At 66.7% G+C, this 17,524-nt stretch carries 17 protein-coding genes; 12 read left to right on the top strand and 5 right to left on the bottom strand.

Features of this window, described 5'->3' with window-relative positions; translation table 11 throughout:
* Positions 1 to 44: 44 nt before the first annotated feature.
* The gene (locus HPC46_RS23315) at positions 45 to 638 is read right to left on the bottom strand and encodes a hypothetical protein (RefSeq protein ID WP_233716592.1); all 594 of its coding nucleotides are present in this window, start codon (positions 636 to 638) and stop codon (positions 45 to 47) included.
* Between the two features lie 73 nt (positions 639 to 711).
* Complete coding sequence (locus tag HPC46_RS23310) at positions 712 to 1,593, bottom strand: hypothetical protein (RefSeq protein WP_179474344.1); 882 nt, start codon at positions 1,591 to 1,593, stop codon at positions 712 to 714.
* 889 nt (positions 1,594 to 2,482) lie between these two features.
* Between HPC46_RS23310 and HPC46_RS23305 the strand changes: the two genes are divergently transcribed.
* Both HPC46_RS23305 and HPC46_RS23300 read left to right on the top strand, forming a co-directional pair.
* Positions 2,483 to 3,364: a P-loop NTPase family protein gene (locus HPC46_RS23305; RefSeq protein WP_179474342.1), complete on the top strand. Its 882-nt coding sequence runs from the start codon at positions 2,483 to 2,485 to the stop codon at positions 3,362 to 3,364.
* Positions 3,361 to 4,125 (top strand): hypothetical protein, encoded by a 765-nt coding sequence (locus HPC46_RS23300; protein ID WP_179474340.1) that lies wholly within the window; start codon positions 3,361 to 3,363, stop codon positions 4,123 to 4,125. Before HPC46_RS23305 ends, HPC46_RS23300 begins: the two co-directional genes overlap by 4 nt.
* Before the next feature lie 11 nt (positions 4,126 to 4,136).
* Here HPC46_RS23300 and HPC46_RS23295 read toward each other — a convergent pair whose 3' ends face one another.
* On the bottom strand, positions 4,137 to 6,161 hold the full coding sequence (locus HPC46_RS23295) for a hypothetical protein (protein ID WP_308161693.1): 2,025 nt from the start codon (positions 6,159 to 6,161) through the stop codon (positions 4,137 to 4,139).
* Between the two features lie 355 nt (positions 6,162 to 6,516).
* A complete protein-coding gene (locus HPC46_RS23290; RefSeq protein ID WP_233716591.1) occupies positions 6,517 to 6,957 on the bottom strand; it encodes a hypothetical protein in 441 nt (146 codons plus the stop codon).
* A 211-nt stretch (positions 6,958 to 7,168) separates the two neighbouring features.
* Between HPC46_RS23290 and HPC46_RS23285 the strand changes: the two genes are divergently transcribed.
* The 5 genes from HPC46_RS23285 to HPC46_RS35105 all read left to right on the top strand — a co-directional run bounded on the left by HPC46_RS23285 (position 7,169) and on the right by HPC46_RS35105 (position 10,802).
* Positions 7,169 to 7,486: a type VII secretion target gene (locus tag HPC46_RS23285; protein WP_179474336.1), complete on the top strand. Its 318-nt coding sequence runs from the start codon at positions 7,169 to 7,171 to the stop codon at positions 7,484 to 7,486.
* Positions 7,487 to 7,539: 53 nt separating this feature from the next.
* Entirely contained in the window at positions 7,540 to 9,294 is a 1,755-nt protein-coding gene (locus HPC46_RS23280; protein ID WP_179474334.1) for a PPE domain-containing protein, read from the top strand.
* Entirely contained in the window at positions 9,275 to 9,673 is a 399-nt protein-coding gene (locus HPC46_RS23275; protein ID WP_179474332.1) for a hypothetical protein, read from the top strand. The genes HPC46_RS23280 and HPC46_RS23275 overlap by 20 nt, the downstream gene beginning before the upstream one ends.
* Before the next feature lie 2 nt (positions 9,674 to 9,675).
* Positions 9,676 to 10,050 carry a hypothetical protein gene (locus HPC46_RS23270; RefSeq protein ID WP_179474330.1) on the top strand — a complete coding sequence of 125 codons (375 nt, stop codon included), beginning with the start codon at positions 9,676 to 9,678 and terminating at the stop codon, positions 10,048 to 10,050.
* 494 nt (positions 10,051 to 10,544) lie between these two features.
* On the top strand, positions 10,545 to 10,802 hold the full coding sequence (locus HPC46_RS35105; protein ID WP_233716590.1) for a hypothetical protein: 258 nt from the start codon (positions 10,545 to 10,547) through the stop codon (positions 10,800 to 10,802).
* A gap of 57 nt (positions 10,803 to 10,859) precedes the next feature.
* Here the strand turns inward: HPC46_RS35105 and HPC46_RS23260 are convergent, their stop codons facing one another.
* Complete coding sequence (locus HPC46_RS23260) at positions 10,860 to 11,576, bottom strand: hypothetical protein (protein ID WP_179474326.1); 717 nt, start codon at positions 11,574 to 11,576, stop codon at positions 10,860 to 10,862.
* A gap of 75 nt (positions 11,577 to 11,651) precedes the next feature.
* On the opposite strand from HPC46_RS23260, the gene HPC46_RS23255 reads away from it, so the two are divergent.
* The 5 genes from HPC46_RS23255 to HPC46_RS23235 all read left to right on the top strand — a co-directional run bounded on the left by HPC46_RS23255 (position 11,652) and on the right by HPC46_RS23235 (position 17,524).
* Positions 11,652 to 13,262 carry a hypothetical protein gene (locus tag HPC46_RS23255; protein ID WP_179474324.1) on the top strand — a complete coding sequence of 537 codons (1,611 nt, stop codon included), beginning with the start codon at positions 11,652 to 11,654 and terminating at the stop codon, positions 13,260 to 13,262.
* A gap of 124 nt (positions 13,263 to 13,386) precedes the next feature.
* On the top strand, positions 13,387 to 13,674 hold the full coding sequence (locus HPC46_RS23250; RefSeq protein WP_179474322.1) for a hypothetical protein: 288 nt from the start codon (positions 13,387 to 13,389) through the stop codon (positions 13,672 to 13,674).
* Between the two features lie 367 nt (positions 13,675 to 14,041).
* Positions 14,042 to 15,220 (top strand): hypothetical protein, encoded by a 1,179-nt coding sequence (locus HPC46_RS23245; protein WP_233716589.1) that lies wholly within the window; start codon positions 14,042 to 14,044, stop codon positions 15,218 to 15,220.
* Positions 15,221 to 15,290: 70 nt separating this feature from the next.
* Positions 15,291 to 16,445: a lysozyme family protein gene (locus HPC46_RS35780; RefSeq protein WP_179474318.1), complete on the top strand. Its 1,155-nt coding sequence runs from the start codon at positions 15,291 to 15,293 to the stop codon at positions 16,443 to 16,445.
* The gene (locus tag HPC46_RS23235; RefSeq protein WP_179474316.1) at positions 16,445 to 17,524 is read left to right on the top strand and encodes a VldE C-terminal domain-containing protein; all 1,080 of its coding nucleotides are present in this window, start codon (positions 16,445 to 16,447) and stop codon (positions 17,522 to 17,524) included. The genes HPC46_RS35780 and HPC46_RS23235 overlap by 1 nt, the downstream gene beginning before the upstream one ends.

The raw sequence follows: 17,524 nt of genomic DNA, 5'->3' as shown, positions 1-17,524 counted from the left end.
TGGGTCGTCGTGTTCGTCGCGTTGGCGTGCCTTCGTCTTGCGGGTTACTCGACCGGGTACCCGTCGGCCCGCAGCTCCTCCTCCACCAGCGGGGTGAGTCGGGGCGCCAGGTGGTGGCGCGGGCTGGTGGGCACGGGGCGGCCTTCCTCCGCGCGGCTCGCGAGCAGGTAGGCGGCCTTGACCCTGAACATCGCCGAGCGTTGTGGCCACACCGTCCGAACCAGATCCTCCACCGCTTCGCTGGGCTGCGTCCGATAGCGGACGTCGCGCCACCGGTCCTCCCAGCTCACCTCGGGCCGGGGCCTGCTGATCGGCTCCGGCTGATCCTCGGCCGGCGTCGGAATCAGCGCGTACAGCTCTTGCCGCACGACCGCCTCCCGGGCGTTCTCCAGCGCTGTCTCGTGCAGGGCGACCGTGGTCTGATGATCGGGGTCTTGGCCCGGATGGGCCATCCGCCACCGACTGATGGCGTCCTCCCCCAGGTCGATCGACAACTGGGCGGCCTTGTTGTCCAGCCGCTCGGTCACCAGGTTGAGGAACGTCTCGGTCTGCTCGCTGGTCCAGCCCGTCGGCAGGCCGAGCTGACGGTAGGCGGCCTCGACCGCCTCGCGCATCCATTGGCTGCTCACGGGCTTCATTCTCCGATGTATTGATGCTGAACAGATCCGGTTGCTGCTGGTCGCCCATAGCAGCCTCCCTACGGCCATACCGCTAGTCATGGATTTCTCCCTTACCTGCGGCATCGCTCTCATCGGAGCTGCCCGAATCTGGATCCAGCACGGCTCGCCGTGCCGGGTCCCCCACTTCTGCTATGGCGACGTTGACACGGGCCAAAGTCTCATCGACGTCGGACTGAAGTTGCGCCACGCTCTGGGCTTGGCGGTTGAGTCTGATCTTGACTGCCTTCAAGGTGTCGCGGACCGCGTTGAGCGGCACCAGCGCGGGATGGGCGACCGCGGCGCCGATACGTACCGGGGCTCCCCCGCGCAGCACGGTCAGCGCCGATCCACGTTCCCACATCAGGAACCGGTCGATGCGGTCCAGTGTCTCGGCGGTTGGGACGTACCCGCGCCGGCCCAGTGTCGCTAGAGTCGAGCGGCCGGGGCCGCCGATCGCGGCGAACTTCGACTTCGTCATGTTCAGCTCGCGCAGCCGCCGCTCGATCGCGGTGACCAGCGCGTTGTAGTCCCACTGGGCGGGGTCTTCGTTCGGGTTGAACAGGTTGTCGAGGGTGACGCCGGACTGCGCCTCCTCCTCGGGCAGGCTCGACTTGGGCAGTTGGCTGTACACGCCCTGTTCGCGCGGCACCGGGTCGCCGCCGTGCAGGACGGCTTTAGCTGACCCGGGTTCCCAAACCAGCAGGTCATCGAGTTTGGTGAGTGTCTGCAAATTCGGGACACGATCCGCGTCGCGCAGGCTGGTCAGGGTTGAGCGCGATAGGATTCCAAGCTTGGAGGCGCCAAGCAGGCTGAACCCCAGCTCCCGCAGACGTATCTGCATCTGCTGCGACAGCCGTTGGACATCGGGTTGCCCGTCGGATTCTGCGTCGGGCTCAACGGCCGCGATGATCGCCTCCTTGGGTCCGCTGCTCAACAGGACCGCAAAAGCCCTGATTGGTCCCCGATCTTACATGCCTGACACGCATACAGATAGGTCAACATCGCGCAATCGTCAATCGCCTTCTGCAAACGAGTTGGTCTACGCCGAATCACGCGCGGGTCGCCCCCAGACCACCGTGCGCCGCAACAGCCCCTCTCACATGCGATGCAACACGAGCTGCAACATGGCCTCCGTCCCGCCACATGGGCCTCGTTTCCGACCAGCTCCCAACCTGGGAAAACGAGCCTAAACGCCCGTGGCGCCCCGAACGCGGAACCGCCCTACGGGAAGTTGCCCGCGCCCGGTTCTGGAAGTGCGAGGAGCCTGAGGAGCCCCCTGTTTTGCGTTATAAACCCGCCGGTTCGGCGGTTACACCCGCAACATCAGTCACCCCAGCGGTATGCAACATGGCATACAACAGGGGTCACAACATGCCGCGCAACACGGCATGGCTGGCTGGTGTGGTTGGTGTGTGCGCCTAGGTGGTGTGGCTAAGCGGTCTGTGAGGAGCGCGGCCTGTATGGTGCGCCGTGCAGGCGCAGCACCGCCGTACACCGACTCAGCGCGGCGGATATGCACGCCGTTGGTGTACGCCATTACTGTCCGGCGCAGCGGTCCACCGATGTTTGGCGCCGTATCGGTGTGGCACAGGTATGCGGCGTGTCGCTACGCCGGGGCGGTAAGGCGGTGTTGTCTGTGTTAGCGTTTGCGGCATTGGGTTGTGTTATCGAGTGACGGGAAGTGTTGCCGCGCGGTAGGTGACAGGACGTGGCGACACGCTGGACCACGGCGGTAAGCAGATGTTGCATGGCGGCACTGCGCGGCGACGCGGGTACGGCACAGCCGGCGAGTGGCGCCACAGGCGGATGGAAGGGGAACTTTTATGCAGGTGACAGCAGGGGCGCGGGGGACAGCGCTGGGACGCATCGGCCTGACGGGGCCTGCCCTGGACACGTTCTGCGAGGACGTGGGCGCCAGCCCGGATTACGTGCTCGACCTGTTCGACCGACTCATCATCACCATCGCCGCGTGGAAGGGCGGCGTCGGGAAGACCGAGCTGGCCAAGGAGCTGGCGTGGCTACTTGACGGGGTGCTGGTGGACCTGGACTGGGATGCCGGCGGCGCCACGCGGGCGTGGGGGTATCGCCACGAGACCCGCACGAATGCGCCGCTGCTGGACGCCCTGGAGCGGGGCAGGTGTCCTCGCCCTTTGTCCGGTAAGGGTGTGCGTGCTGACCTGATCCCGTCGCACCCTGATTTCTCGGTCAACCAGCCCGCCAGCCAGGACATGGCGGCCGCGCTGGAGAAGTGGTCGGCCGAGCTGAAACGCCCGCTGGTCATCGACACCCATCCCGGAGGCGTGCCCTCGACGGTGGGTGCTGCCAGCGCTGCTCACGTGGTGGTTGTGCCGGTGAACCTCGAAACACGCGCTTTGGCAGCGACCGAGCAGATGGCCAACGAACTGCAGGGCGGGTATCCGCTGCTGTTCGTGCCCAACCGGGTCGAGGCGGCTCCCGAATCCGAGGTGAGCCGCCTGGAGAAGATCAGCACCACCTACGGAATCGAGGTCGGCCCGCCAGTGCACAGCCATGCATTCCTCAAGCGCCGCAAGTTGTCAGGCGCGGTGTGCGCACCGGGCAAGTCCGGCCAGATTCCCGCCTCCAACGCGAGGTTCGTCGCGGAGGTCAAAGACGTGGCTCGCGCCGTTTTGACCCATGCGGTGCGGAACGCGATCGCCCAACACCAGGAGGAGGCGTTGTCGTGAGTGATACTGCTGTCAGCGGTGGATTGAGCAAGCTTCGGGCGGGGCGGCAGCGCAGGGCCGGGCAGGTCCCGCCGCCCAAGCATCCCGCGGCGCCGCATACCACTGACCCACAGAACCCGGCGAACGCGGAGACCACCGCCCCTGCTGCGCCCAGCAGTCCCGCTCCGACCGTTGAACCTGCAGGCCAGCAGCGGGCGGGGCAGGAGAGCGCGAGCCCTGCGGCGGCTCCAACACCGCCAGCCTCGGTCCCTCCTGCTGCGCCGGCGGCCTCTGCGCCCGCTGCAGCGTCGCCGGCGCAGACCGTCGTGCGGCGACCGCTGCCCGATCTGATCATCGACTGGTCCGATCCGGTGATGCATGTGGTGCGCGCGACTCGCCTCAGTGTGGCCAGTTCGGTGTTCGACGCGTTCAAGGCTGCAGCCGAGCAGCCGGGCCAGCCTCCGCAGACGTCGCTGATCATGGCGGCGGTCAGCACTCACTTGGCGCGGTTGCCCGAGCTGGTGTTGGCGCGGCGGCCAGAGGAGCACACCGACTTCTCGTCGTTTTATCGGCGTCCGGCTGCTCCGAGCAGGAATAGGACCGATCCGCAGGTGCCGCTCTACATCCGCCCGAACGGCGGCGAGGACCAGGCGCTCAACCGCATTGTCGATTGGGTCAACGCGATCATCACCGACGGGCATCCGGGGCGTCGGGAGGCGTCGCGTTCGGAGATCGTGGCGGCCGCGTTGGCGGCGGAGTATCTGGCGTCGTCGAAGCGCTGAACGAACCGCGTTCACCTCAGTGCGGGCTCGGCCGCCACCACCACGGCGCCGAGCACTTCCCACAGCAGGGTCAGTGCCCGACGCTCGATGAGGTTCGATTCCTCGTCCTCGGTGTCGGGCAATGCGTCGTACCCGGGCACCGGGGGAGGGCCGGTGGCCAGCACCGACCGCAGGTAGGCGGCCTGCAAAGCCAGTGCCCGATCACGGGTGGGGCCACGCAGGTAGGCCTCGTCGGCGGTCTGAGCGAGCAGCAGATCATCTTGCACGTCACGACCCCGGTCTAGCCACTGCTGCCAGGCGCTGCGTTCCCTGCGATAGCGCTCGATGCGTTCCTGACGGGTCTCGTGGAGTCTGTGCTGGGCGGCGATGGTGTCGAGGGTGTTCGGGCCGGGCCCGACGCAGCCGCGGCCGGTGACGGCGATCAGGCCGGCGATCTGTAGGTCGCTGATCATGGCGTCGCCGGTGCTGCGGCTGACCGCGGCCGCGGCGTAGATGTCGGCTCGCTCGGTCAGACCGTGCTGGACCACCAGATCGTGGATGCGCTGCAGCCGCCAACCCAAAACGTGCCAGGCATCATGCACGGGTTCGATGCGGATGCGCTCGGCCGCGCCGATGTCGACTGTGACGGCTCCTTGGCTGGTCAGGGCGTAGGCGTCGGCGTCGCGACCAACGGCGCGGCGGGTCAAGATCAACGGTGCGCCGACGCGTTCACGCATGTCGCGCAGCACTTTCCACACCGCGTCGGCGGTCATCAGGCCGGCGGCCAGCGACAGGCTGCGTCCTCCCACCGCGACAACCCAGGCGCCGTTGACCTGTTCTCCTGATTTCAGGGCCAGGTAGGCCAGGGCTTGCAGCACCACCTTGACCGTCCAGCGTTGTCGTCGGCCGTGGTACTCAGTGTCAGCCCAGCGGAAGGCGCAGGCCAGCCAGCGGCGCAGTTCCACGGGCCCGCTGGGTCCGCGCGTTGCTGAGGTGGGTGCCTTGGGTGTTGACCCCCCCGGTGAATCTTTCTGTAGCTTGTGCTGACGGTGCCGGTGAATTAACACCATTTCGTAGTAGTGGTTCATCGCTTTGCTGAAGTCCCTGTTCAGGGCGATGTCTGCGCGGTTCCCGTAGCGGTTGAAGGCGGTCCCCAAGCCTTGGTGCCAGGGGCCGGCGGGGGCGATGAGTTCGCGCAGGTCGTTGAGGGTGTAGCCGCGCATGACGGCGTGGTAGATCACCGACATCCGGGCTTCGGAGTGGCTGGGCCAGGCGCGGCCTGCCGCCCCGTTGGCGTCACCGTGGGTGGCGTAGTGCAGCACTGCGGCCGGGATGGGGGTGGGGTTGGTGTGCTGGGGCGCCAGGCGTAGGTCGTCGCCGTTGCCGGTGGTGAACTGCGCCAGGGCTGGGCAGTTCTCGGCGGCGGTGGCGTTCGCGGGCGTCGGGGCTGCGGTGGAGGGCCGTTTGAGGATGCCGAGGTGGGCGTAGAGGGTGGGCAGGAAGTCTGGGGTGGAGCCGTCGGCGATGGCGGCGCGGGCGTCGCTGAGGCTGCCGAGTAACTGGCGGTGTCCGCCTTGCTTGTCGAGGGTGCCGGGCAGGCTCAGGCATCCCGTCGCGACGTTGCCGTTGGGTGAGGTGTCCAGGGTCGGCAGATGTGCGGCCAGGACCGCCGTCAGTTGGGTGATCTCGGCGTGGGTGGCGCTGGTGGCCGGCGCCAGCGGGCAGATGATGTGCATGCCGCCGTTGGTGGAGCGGTCGATGATCAGGCGGCCGCCGGCGGCGGTGAGCCAGCGGCGGGCGATCTCGACGTCACGCTGCACCGCGGTCGGTCCGCCGCGCGTGGAGTCGAAGTCCAACGCCAGGATGCGTGTGGTCGCGGCGTGTTCGGTGTAGAGGTAGACCGCTGCGGGTCGGCCCGGCAGTTTGCGGGTGAGTTGGCGGCTGGTGCTGAACTTGCCCGTCGTCGGGTTGTACAGACGCATAGTGGTGCGCCCTGGGGCGCTCAGCAGCGGCGCCAACGCAGCCCACACCTCATCGGGCGCGGACAAAGGAGGCACATGGTGTGCCACCGCTACACCGCCCACCTGCGGGTCGGTGTGTATGGCACCCAAGGTTTTGGGGTGCGCGAAAGGTCACGGTTTCTGCACAGACTCCGCGCCGGTTCTGGAAAGAATCGCGGGTGTGCGCTACCGTGAGACGAGTCATCCAAGACAGGTCCCTTCGGGGATACGGGTGCGGACCCAGATTCGAAGGGCCAACTTCGAATCGAAACCGGAACGAGGCCCCCTAGTGGGGCCTTTGTTCATGCCCGGGCCGGAATCCGCACACCAGCTATGTATTTGTCACATCTGCCCCCAAGAGCGGTCAAGCAAAGACAACGGTCATACAAAGACAAAGAGGGGGCTGGGGTGTTCAGATCGCCAACGGCAGCTCCTCACCGCGCCCGGGCGCATCGGTGGTCAGGTCTGTCAGGTTCAACTCCTTGAGGTCGAACCGGTATAGGTCGGTCATCAGCTCGGGCATGCCGACGTGCTCGCACAGCACATCGCCGAGGTAGCGGCCCATGGAGATGCCGAGCATCGCGGCGCGGGTCCTGACCACGTTGTAGACCTCACGCGGGGCGAGTGCCTTGACGAAACTGGGTGCCTCCAGCGCTTCGACGTAGGAGGCGCGTCCCATATCCGGCACCGCGGGGGGCGGGATGCCCAGATCCAGGCAGTGCAGTTCACGGACAAGATGATCCAGGCCGACGTGCTCAGACAGCACGTCTCCGGCGTACTGCACGACCGGAACGTTCAGCAGTGCTGCGCGTTCGCGGACCAGGGCGCATACGGTCGGGTCTGGGAGGGCCATGATCTGGGCCCTATCACCCTTGTAGGTGCTGCGATGGCGACGGTGCATCTCCATAACAGGTGACTCTTTCATCTCGGAACCGCTCTACCCTGTAAGTGATTCCCGCGTGTCTTGCACACTCCCTTGCGCGCGATGAGACGTACAGTACACAATGGAGCAGTTCGTGAACATGTTAGGCACATTGGGCGGGCACGAGAGAGGCTGAATCGTTATGAGCGCTGATCAGATCAGTTTGGACCCGGAGGCCGCGGCAGCCCTGGCCGACCGTTGGGACCAGTACGCCGACGAGCTGGGGCAATACCTCGCGTCGACACAGCCCGACATGGAGCAGCTGAGTAACCAGTTGGGGCCGATCTACTCAGCGTTCATTCAGGCCAAAGCGCTGGAGACGACCGAACGCGGTCTGAGCTACGAGCGCGTCATCGCCTGGGCTCGGTCGCACGCGCAGAAACTGCGCAATCATCGGACTGGCTTCGAGGCCGCTGACGACGACACCGCCCGCGCCATCGACGCCGCGGTGTCGAACTGACCTCAGCGAGGATCGTCGGGTGGGGTCGGAGTTGAGCCGGGAAGGGGGATGGCGTGGTTGACATTTCGTTCGAACCGCCCGCCCTGGTCGCCCACGGCCGCGAGTTGGAGGACGACGCGGCCGGGCATTCACCCTCCTGCTCGCTGTGCCAGCCGGCAGCCTCCGACGAGGTGTCGACCGCGGTGGCCGCGTCGTTCACCGCATGGGCCACAGGTCTGGAACTGCTCCTCGGGCACTCGATCGCCCAGCGGGCCGCCGGAGGAATGGCCGTGGCCACCACCGGGGTGGCACTGGACCAAAGTGACGCCGATGCCGCCACGGTGATCTCCTCCTATGGCCAGGCCCCGCCTTCCTCGGCCGCACCCGTCCTACCCACCGGGCCCGGCCAGGTGCCGTCGTTACCGGCCGCCCCGGCAGTTCCTGCCGCGCCCACACCCGTGCCCGCTGAAACCTGGTCCTCGCTCATCCACGGCGGGCCGGGTTCAGAGCCGCTGCGCACGTTGGCCACCCAGTTCCGAACGCTGGCAACGGAATTGGACAAGCAGGCCGGTGACACCAAGCGCGCTGCCCAAGGGGTCGACGCGAACTGGAACGAGGGAAACCAACCCGCAGGCCGCAACATCTCCGAACACGCCTCGTGGTTGGCCGATTCCGCGAACTACGCCAGGACCCTGGCGTCCTCAGCGGAGTCGGCGGCCAACACCGTCGACAACACCCGCACCGCGACGCCGACGCCGGAGACGTTCAAAGCATTGCGCCAGGAGTACCGCACCGCGCTGCAGAAGTTCAACTCCAGCGCAGGTGTGATCAGTGAGCCGCTGATGGTGGCCAAGACTAACCTTTCTACCGCGCAGGCTGAGGCCGTAGCTGCACAGACCAGCTATGCGCTGGCCGCCAACACCGACACCGTGACCGTGCCGCCGCCACCGCCGGCACCCCCGCCGATCGTGGGCAACACCCCTGGCACCGAGAATGCTGAGCACAAAGAGTCCACCACCGAGGCTGACGAAAAGAAGGACAAGCCCGAACCCACCACCGAGGAGATCAAGGACGGACCCGGGTCTGGCGATCCTGGCACCGAGGGTGATCCGGCGACCAACAGCGACCCAACCGCACAGCCGACCGGCGACATCGCGGCCGTGGAGCAGGGGGACCTGCCCAGTGAGCCAACCGCGGCGCAACCTCCGCTGACTCCGGCCACCGATGCGACCGCCAACACCGCGGGCACTGTCCTGGGCTCGATTCTGGGCGCGGTGAGCCAATCTGCGGGCGGCGCTTCGGGGATGATGCCCGGCGGGGGCGCTTCTCCGCTGTCGGCGCTGTCGGGGATCCCGAGTCTGCCCGGCCTGGGTGGCATGCCCAGCACCGGCGGTGAGGGCGTGCCGCCTCCGGAGGACATGGGCTTTGACGACCTCGGCCCGAGTGATCTGGGTACCACCCCGGCAAGCAGCGGCGGCGGTGGTGGTGGCGGATTACCTGCTGGCGGCCCATCGAGTTCGGTGTCCGCGGCGGCCCCCGGTGCTGCGATCAGCCCACCGGCCAGCGCACCGCCTGCGGCGCCCGCGCCGGCCCCTGGCCGAGTCGGCGGTCCGATGATGGGGGGCATGTATCCGCCGATGATGGGCGGTATGGGTGGCAACAACGAACCCGAGCGGGATAAAGACCTTTTCCCCGACAAGCGGGTCGTGCATCGCGACCACGCGAACACGGAGCCGGTGTTCGGGGAGTTGGAACAAGTGAGGAAGCGTCCTGGCCGGCGTACGTCGTCCAGGACTCAGGAGGAGACCGATGGCGACACCACCGATTAACCCTGCCGCCGAGGCGGCGCTGGCACCGCTGAACAGGATGCTGGACGCGATCTACGCCTGGGATGAGGAGACCGATGCGTTCCTGTCGAGCACCAGCGACGACGACGACATCATCGTCGTGCACGACTCTCGGGGACGGCTGCTTGACCTCGATGTCCGGGAGGGACTCCAGCAGGAGTTGACCATCGGCGAACTCAACGACCGCATCAGCGATGCGCTGGCGCAGAACGCCCGCCAGGCCGCCGATGGGCTCGACGCCATCTCACAGAAGCTGTTTGACGAGTGCGCCAAGATCGCCTCACCCGAGCTGCTCCAGCATCCTGTGGCCAACCAACTCGCCCAAGCATTGCACAGCCCGAACAATCAACGGAGGCAGTAGAAATGCCCGCAGTCACACCATCGCCACAGGGACAGTCAGCAGACAACATCGAGGTCGAACCGATGGAGCTCATTGCCGATGGAGCCGACACCGCGGCCGATGCGGGCAGCGTTGCCGCCGCCGGAGCGGGCGGGGCGATTGGGGCCGCCGCGGCCACGGCGGCTGGGGCAGGACCAGATGCGGTGAGCGCAGCGATCACCGCCGCCATGAGCCCGTGGGTCGCTGAACTGGCCGCATGCGAAGCTCAGGCCGCTGCTCTGGCAAGCCAAACGGCCGCGACCGACAGCACCTGCGCTGCCACATTGGAAGCCGAGGACGGTCAGACCGCTGCCACCATCAGCGCTGCCGTGGCTGGACCAGGGGTCTACACGATCTGACGAGTTTTTACCGGCAAAGGTGTTGGTGCTGAGCGGTAGGCTCTAACCATCCACCCGATACGCAGGGAGACGAGATGAGCCACCCCATCACAACCGGGCCTGGCACAGGACGCGCACACGGGGCTGGCTACCAACCAGTACCCGAAGGGTCGGGGTATCAGCCCGCCCCCGAGGGGTGGGGCTACCAGCCATCCCCACCGCCACCCGAGGGGACCGTCTACCAGCCCGCCCCCGCGCCCGGACATTTTGGGTCACCCACCGCGGCCACCAAGCGCCCGCGTCGAGTTGGCCTCATCGCTGCGATCGCTGCCACTGCCCTGATCTCTGCCGGGCTGGGCGCTGCAGTCGGAACCGTCGTCACCAGTTCAGCCTCATCGAGCGACGGTGCCACTCAAACCGTTGAACCAACGAATGTTGCAGGCGCACCAGCCACCGGCGACACCCACGCACAGGATGTGGGACTGTGCACCCGCTACGCCACCATTAACAGTGCCATGCCGGCGAAAGACAAGAAGGCGAGTGACCTCCTTCCCGGAGTCGCTGCGTTGGAATCCTCCCTGCAGGAGTTCCCCGGGGCTAGTCCCGAGATTCGAGAAGCAGTAGCCGACATGGTGTCGATCTACTACGCACGGATAGCGGCGTACGCGCCGGTTCGTACGCGTGGCCTGGCCGAGCCACCGCCCCACACTGCAGAGGCCGAGAACGCTGCGAGTGACCGGGTGTGGCAGATCTGCGGTCTCGACCAAGGCTGAGTTCGTATTCCAACGTGTGAATGAGGGGAGAGCGCAGCCATGCCTGCTGCTGGATCGTTAGGGGGTTCGGGAGACATTCAACGGCCACCGGGCATCGGTGCCCAGATGGCCATCGGTGAGTTCTGGCCGAGCATCAGCGAAAGCGACATCCAGAGTGTTGCCGACGAACAACGGGCCGCTGAAACCAGGTTTTCCACCTACGGCGACACCCTTAAACGCAAGATGACAACGAGCCCGGACCTCCTTCAAGGACAGGCAGGCATCGCGCGGGTCGAGCGGCTCACCATGATGCGCAACCATGCCTACGACGTAGCCGATCATGTCGGGTCGAAAGCCGTCACCGCGGAGTCCTACAAGAGCACGGTCATTGGCCTGAAAATGGACCTCACACGGATCGGGGACGCCGCCCAAACGGCTTGGGAGACAGCACAAAAGACCAAGACACCCTTCTCCGCTGGCACGTTCAAAGCAGAGGCCGCCACCGCGTACAGCACAGCCCTCGGAGACATCGCCGCCGCGCCGCCACCGCTGCCTATGCCGGGCCAGGACAGCCCACGTAACGGCACGGAGGCAGAGCCAGCCAGTAATGAAACAGGCAAAGACGAGCAACGAGACAGGGCCGATGAAGTCGAGCCTGATAAAGCTGATCCTGCAGGCGATGTTGAGGGTGCCGGGGATGAGCTTCAGGGGGACGAACAGAAAGTTGCTGAGGATGTCGTCGGCGGTCCCAGTGAGATGGGGCCAGGCACGGGGAACGAGTTCCTTGATGAGCAACGTGTAGGTGGAGACATCGAACAGCCGGGTGTCTCGCCCGTGACCAGTCCTGTCACGCAGCCGACTATGCCGACAATGAGTACCCCTCAGGTGGGCAATGTGGGTAGCGGAGTAGGCAGTGGTATGGGTGGGATACGGCCGCCGCAGATGCCGTCGGGTTTGAATGCGTTGAGCGGGAGTCCGTTGAAGGATGCGGCGACGGCTCCGGCCTCGTCGATGTCGGAGGCGTTGAGCAGCAGCCCGTTGACGAGTAATCCGTTGTCGAGTGCTGCGAGCAGTTTCCAGTCCGGTTTGGCGTCGGGTATGGGCGCTTCGGGTGCGGTGTCTCCGGCGCCGGCGCCGCCGCTGGAAAAGTTTGCGGCGCAGCATCCTTCGGTGACTCCGGTGGCGTCGCCGGGTTCGCAGGGGCCGGTGGTTCCCGCTCAGGGCCCGACGGCGGCTGCACCGGGTGCTTCACCTGCTGTTGGCGGCGGTGGAGGTATGGCGCCGATGGTTCCTCCGGGTGGTGGAGGCGGTGGCGGTTTGGCACCGTATGTGCCGCCCGGTGGCGGGGGTGGTCCCGTGCCACCGCCTGGTGCGGGGACGGTGCCGGCGTCGGCTCAGCCTGCGCCTCCGGTCGGCCCGACGCCGCAGCAGGGCGGCGGTGGTGCGGGGGCTCCGCTGGTCGCTGGCAGCGGAGGTGCCGGTGCTGGTGCGGCACTGACGGATTCGGAGCCGAGTGCTGATCTGCTGTTGGCGCGGCGGGTTCTGGATGGGCTGGTGCGCGGTACTGAAGTTCGGGAGGACTTACTCAACGGCGGGTTCGTGCAGTGGGCGGTGTCGGTGGTGCATTTGCCGTCGGGTCCGTCGGTGTCGATTGCGTCGAGCGTGGGTGGGGGCGCCTACCTGCCGCCTGGGGTCTTTATTCCGAACTCGGCGCACCTTGCGGTGTTTGATGAGCTGCTTCCTTTGAATTGGGCCACCCGGTTCATGGGGGTTGAGCAGCCGACAATCTTGCTGGCGGCTCATGCCGAGGAATTGTCGCGGCATGTGCCAGGGGCGCGTCGGTCTGCGTTGGTGACGACCGAGTTGGGGGTTTCGCGGCCGGTGGGGTGGCCTGATTTCGAGTCGGTCCGCGCTGTCGAGATCCTGCACACCCCTGGCGAGGCTCCGAGTGGTGGCGGTGGATATGTCCACCGGTTGATGACGGTGGATCGGCCGGCGTGGGCGAAGGTGCAGAGCATCCTTCAGCAGGGTTTGGGACTGCAGGCCGCTGGAGCGATCACCGAGGCGGTGTTGGCTGCTGCTGCGCAGACGCCGAGTCCGTTGGCCGGGGTGGACGGTCAGGAGGCGCGGCTGATCGAGCAGTACGACGTGGATCATGTGTTGGAGCCGTTACGCAGCCGTACCGCAGTGGACTGGGATGCCCACTACCGCAACGTGATTGAGCGGCATAATTCTGCGGTTCTGCATCCGAGCATGGCAGGGGCGGTGCTCGACGCTGATGATTCTGAGGTGTCGCGGGCTTCGCAGCAGGTGTACGTGCACTTCTACCGGGCGGGCCTGATGGTCGAACTGCTGCGGTGTTGGCGTGATCAGCCGCCGTCGCTGCCTGATCTGGTCTACTGCGCCAAGATCGCCGGGTTCGGCCATGTTGTCGATGCGGTGTTGGCGCCGCGGCCGCAGAACCAGGGGACGCCGAGCTGACCGGCGGCGAAACAACCTTCTCCAGCAATTGTGCCTGACATGTTCACTCGTTGCATGAGTATGTGTAATATGTCCATCAACATGCGGGTCAGGTGACGTTGGGTGTGTGGCCGGAAGGGGAACCGTGACGGAGCAGGGGGCTGCTGAGGCGGCCAGTGATCTTGCCGAGCAGGTTGTGGCGACGGCGATCTCTGTGAAGCGCACAGTGTTCGTGCAGGTCAATGCCCTCGGTTTCGTCTGTGGTGTGGTGTTGAAGCCCGAAGCTCGGAACTGGGATTCGGTGACGCTGAACAACCGTGTCCGCAAGGTCGCCGCCGTCGCTCACGACCGGTATCTGGCCAATCTGGGCATTGATGGGACGTATCCGACGCTTGACGCGGTGGCAGCCGACGAGCGTGCATTGAACTTCTAGTCATAGGGAGAGTTGCATGTCGTGGGACATTGTCAGCAAAGCCGTCGAGACGGTCATCACCAACGCCATCCTCGGGATCGGCCGGCTGGCGCCGCTGCTGCCGACGTCGCCTGTCCCAGACGTTGAGCTTGACGGGGGCGCGGGTGCGCCCGAATCGCCCGCCCCCCCGGCGCCCGGTGGACCGGGCCAGCCTTCGCCACCGCCTCCAGGTCCGGGTGCCCCTGCGCCAGGGCCCGTAACACCGCCGCCTGGTCCTGGCGAACCTCCGTCAGGCCCGGGAGCGCCGCCCCCTCCGCCGGCGCCTCCGATGCCCCCGGAGGGTGCTGAGGGGCCAGCCGCGGAGGCCGCCAAAGAGGAGGCGCGGCGTGTGGGCGAGATGCTGGAGCAGCTTGTGGAACTCGACAGTGCGGGGATCAGCGCTGAGGAGGTGGCCGCTGCGGGCGAGGTTGGCCGCCAGGAGTTGGAGGACATCCGCGCCGATGTGACGGCCAAAATCGAGCAGATGAAGGCTGACGGGTCGCTGTACACCGCCGAGGGTCAGAAGACGTTGATGGATTTCGTCAAGACCCGCCTCGAGGAGGCCCGGACGATCATCGAGAAGGCGGCGGCCGACTCCGAGGACAAGGCGACGGTGTCGCAGGACAACGCCACGAGATACAGCGGGGTGGGAACAGCACCCGACGGTGCTGGCGGGCCCGCCGACAGCGGAAGCGCCACGGATGCTCCTGCCGAGGCGGATTCGGCCAAGGAGGCGCAGACCAACCCGGCTGGCATGGGTCAACCAGGGCTGGGTATGGGCATGCCCCTGGGCGGTGGGATGCCGATGGGCGGTGGCATGCCGATGGGTGGTCTCCCCGGGTTCGGCGGTGGCGGGGGCGGATTGCCGGGCTTCGGCGGCGGGGGCCTGCCCACCGGATTCATGGACCCGCTGGCCTCGACGCTGGCGGGGTTCAACGATCAGAAGCCTGCCGATGAGGCTGCACCGGACTTCAAAGACGACGAGGCCGGCGCCCATACCGATGAGGCCGCACCCGACTTCCAGGAAGACGAAGGTAAGACTGAGCCAACCTCCGAGGGCGAGAGTGGCTCCGAGGAGGGCGAAGAGGAGTCGGCGCAGACTCAGGCGGCCGCTGCCGAGCAGGCTGGCCCGCAGGCCGAGACGGTGGAGCCACCAGCGAAGTCGACTGATGTGCAGTTGCCCGACAACTCGGTAGCGGAGGCGCGGACCGCGCAAGCTGCGGAGGCGGTGAGGTCGGCGCTCAACGGCACTCCGGTGGCCGAGGCGTGGCAACAGGCTGCGGGCGTGACACTGCCGCCGGCGGGCACCCCGGTGACCGATCCGGTGCCTCCGACACAGCTCAAGGCGGGGGATGTGGGCATGTGGAAGGACCACCTGGTGATGGCGTTGGGTGACGGCAAGGTGCTGGTGTCCGGGCAGGTGCAGCCGTTGGAGAGCGTGAGTTCGGGGCCGGACTTCCTGGGCTGGTTCGATCCCACGGCGACGGCGAAGGCGGGCGCACCGGCCCCGACACCGACTGCTGACTGACTGACGAGAGAGACGTGAGACTCGATGATGACCCCGCCGGAGGCACACTGAGATGTCGGTGGAGGGGTTTGTGCGTGCTGCCGGTGGGGTGATGGGTCAGGCGCGGGATGGTTTCGGCACCGGGGTTGGGGTGCTGTTGCCGCTGCCGCCGTTGGCTCCGGCACCGCCGCCGACGATCACTCCGGGGCAGGGTCAGGCCGCCGATGGCCAACAGGATTCCGCGTCGCAGCACCACAACTCGACGGCCGCGCTCGGCTCGCTCGATGACACCAGTCGCGCCGAGTTGGATGCGGCGACGGCCTCGGCCTCGGGTGGCCGGGTGAATATGGAGTCGATCATCGCCCAGGCGGTGGCCGACGTGCAGGCGCTGGGTTTGAGCACCAACACCCCGGAAGGCAAGCGGGCTTTGATCACCGCGATCAAGACACGGTTGGAGGAGACTCGCGGCACGGTGGAGACCGGTGCCGCTGAGGCGGGCACGCACGCGGCCTCGGCCAATGCCAACGCCGCCGGATACGGTGACGTGGCGGGCCTGACCCGCCCTGCGGGGATGTCGGCAAATCCGTTGGGCGCCATGCCAATGGGCGGTGGTATGCCGATGGGTGGCGGGATGCCGATGGGTGGCGGTGGGATGCCCGGCTTCGGTGCACCGATGTCCGCGTTGAGCGGACTGAGCGCCCCCTTCACCCAAGCCAGCCGACTCGCCGGCAGCAGCACTGGGAGCGCGTCCGAGGGCAGTAGCGGGTCGAAGTCGGCGGTGTCGCAGGCAGCGAAAATCCCACTCGGTGCTGTGCGGTACGACCGGCAGAAGTTCCCGGTGGGCAAGGAGGCCTATCGGGGATACATCAGTGAAGCGCTCGACGTAATGGGTGTTGACGATCCGCAGGCGCGGGCACGATGGATGACTGGTTTGATGACCGCTGCCGCGCGGGAGTCCAGCTTCAATCCGCTGGCGGTCAACACCTCCGATATGAACGCCACGCGGCTGGCCGGCTCCGGTCCGGACGGGTTCCCAGCGGGTTCGTCACGCGGTGGGGTGCAGACGATTCCGGAGACGTTCGCCAGCTTCCACCAGCCTGGTACGTCGACCAACATCTATGAGCCGGTGGCCAATCTGTGTGCGTCGATGAACTACGTGATGAGCCGCTACGGGGTTGATCCCAGCGGGTCCAATCTGTCGAAGGTTGCCCAGTTCAACCCGAGTTCTGCAGGCGGTGGTTACTGATGTCGGTGGAGGGGTTTGTGCGTGCTGCCGGTGGGGTGATGGGTCAGGCGCGGGATGGTTTCGGCACCGGGGTTGGGGTGCTGTTGCCGCTGCCGCCGTTGGCTCCGGCACCGCCGCCGACGATCACTCCGGGGCAGGGTCAGGCCGCCGATGGCCAACAGGATTCCGCGTCGCAGCACCACAACTCGACGGCCGCGCTCGGCTCGCTCGATGACACCAGTCGCGCCGAGTTGGATGCGGCGACGGCCTCGGCCTCGGGTGGCCGGGTGAATATGGAGTCGATCATCGCCCAGGCGGTGGCCGACGTGCAGGCGCTGGGTTTGAGCACCAACACCCCGGAAGGCAAGCGGGCTTTGATCACCGCGATCAAGACACGGTTGGAGGAGACTCGCGGCACGGTGGAGACCGGTGCCGCTGAGGCGGGCACGCACGCGGCCTCGGCCAATGCCAACGCCGCCGGATACGGTGACGTGGCGGGCCTGACCCGCCCTGCGGGGATGTCGGCAAATCCGTTGGGCGCCATGCCAATGGGCGGTGGTATGCCGATGGGTGGCGGGATGCCGATGGGTGGCGGTGGGATGCCCGGCTTCGGTGCACCGATGTCCGCGTTGAGCGGACTGAGCGCCCCCTTCACCCAAGCCAGCCGACTCGCCGGCAGCACCAGCCCCGCCAAGCTCGCCTCGGCGGTGATTCCTGGGCTGGACACCAGCGGGTCGGGGAAGGCCGATGAGCGGGGTCTGCAGAAGTACACCAAGTTGATGAACCGGGCGATCTCGAATGCGTTCCCTGAGATCGAGGAGATCGGCGGGGTCCGCTCCGACAGCCTCAAGTGGCATCCGAACGGGCTGGCCTTGGATGTGATGATCCCGAACTGGGACACCGCCGAGGGGCGTGCCCTCGGTGATCGGGTGGTCAACTTTTTGATCCGCAACCAGAAACCGCTGGGCCTGGACCACATCATCTGGCGGCAGCAGATGATCCAACCGGACGGCAGTTCCTCGAAGATGGATGATCGAGGCAGCGCCACACAGAATCACTTCGACCACGTTCATGTGGCGTCATTGGGCGGGGGGTATTGA

It is taken from the genome of Mycolicibacterium vinylchloridicum, assembly GCF_013404075.1.
Taxonomy (GTDB): Bacteria; Actinomycetota; Actinomycetes; order Mycobacteriales; family Mycobacteriaceae; genus Mycobacterium; species Mycobacterium vinylchloridicum.
This window is presented reverse-complemented; position numbering and strand designations above follow the sequence as displayed.

What these genes read in the sequence shown, in the direction of transcription:
- HPC46_RS23315 (WP_233716592.1), bottom strand. Translation starts at nt 638, where the DNA reads ATGAAGCCCGTGAGCAGCCAATGGATGCGCGAGGCGGTCGAGGCCGCC.
- HPC46_RS23305 (WP_179474342.1), top strand. Translation starts at nt 2,483, where the DNA reads ATGCAGGTGACAGCAGGGGCGCGGGGGACAGCGCTGGGACGCATCGGC.
- HPC46_RS23290 (WP_233716591.1), bottom strand. Translation starts at nt 6,957, where the DNA reads ATGGCCCTCCCAGACCCGACCGTATGCGCCCTGGTCCGCGAACGCGCA.
- HPC46_RS23285 (WP_179474336.1), top strand. Translation starts at nt 7,169, where the DNA reads ATGAGCGCTGATCAGATCAGTTTGGACCCGGAGGCCGCGGCAGCCCTG.
- HPC46_RS23275 (WP_179474332.1), top strand. Translation starts at nt 9,275, where the DNA reads ATGGCGACACCACCGATTAACCCTGCCGCCGAGGCGGCGCTGGCACCG.
- HPC46_RS23270 (WP_179474330.1), top strand. Translation starts at nt 9,676, where the DNA reads ATGCCCGCAGTCACACCATCGCCACAGGGACAGTCAGCAGACAACATC.
- HPC46_RS35105 (WP_233716590.1), top strand. Translation starts at nt 10,545, where the DNA reads ATGCCGGCGAAAGACAAGAAGGCGAGTGACCTCCTTCCCGGAGTCGCT.
- HPC46_RS23255 (WP_179474324.1), top strand. Translation starts at nt 11,652, where the DNA reads ATGAGTACCCCTCAGGTGGGCAATGTGGGTAGCGGAGTAGGCAGTGGT.
- HPC46_RS23235 (WP_179474316.1), top strand. Translation starts at nt 16,445, where the DNA reads ATGTCGGTGGAGGGGTTTGTGCGTGCTGCCGGTGGGGTGATGGGTCAG.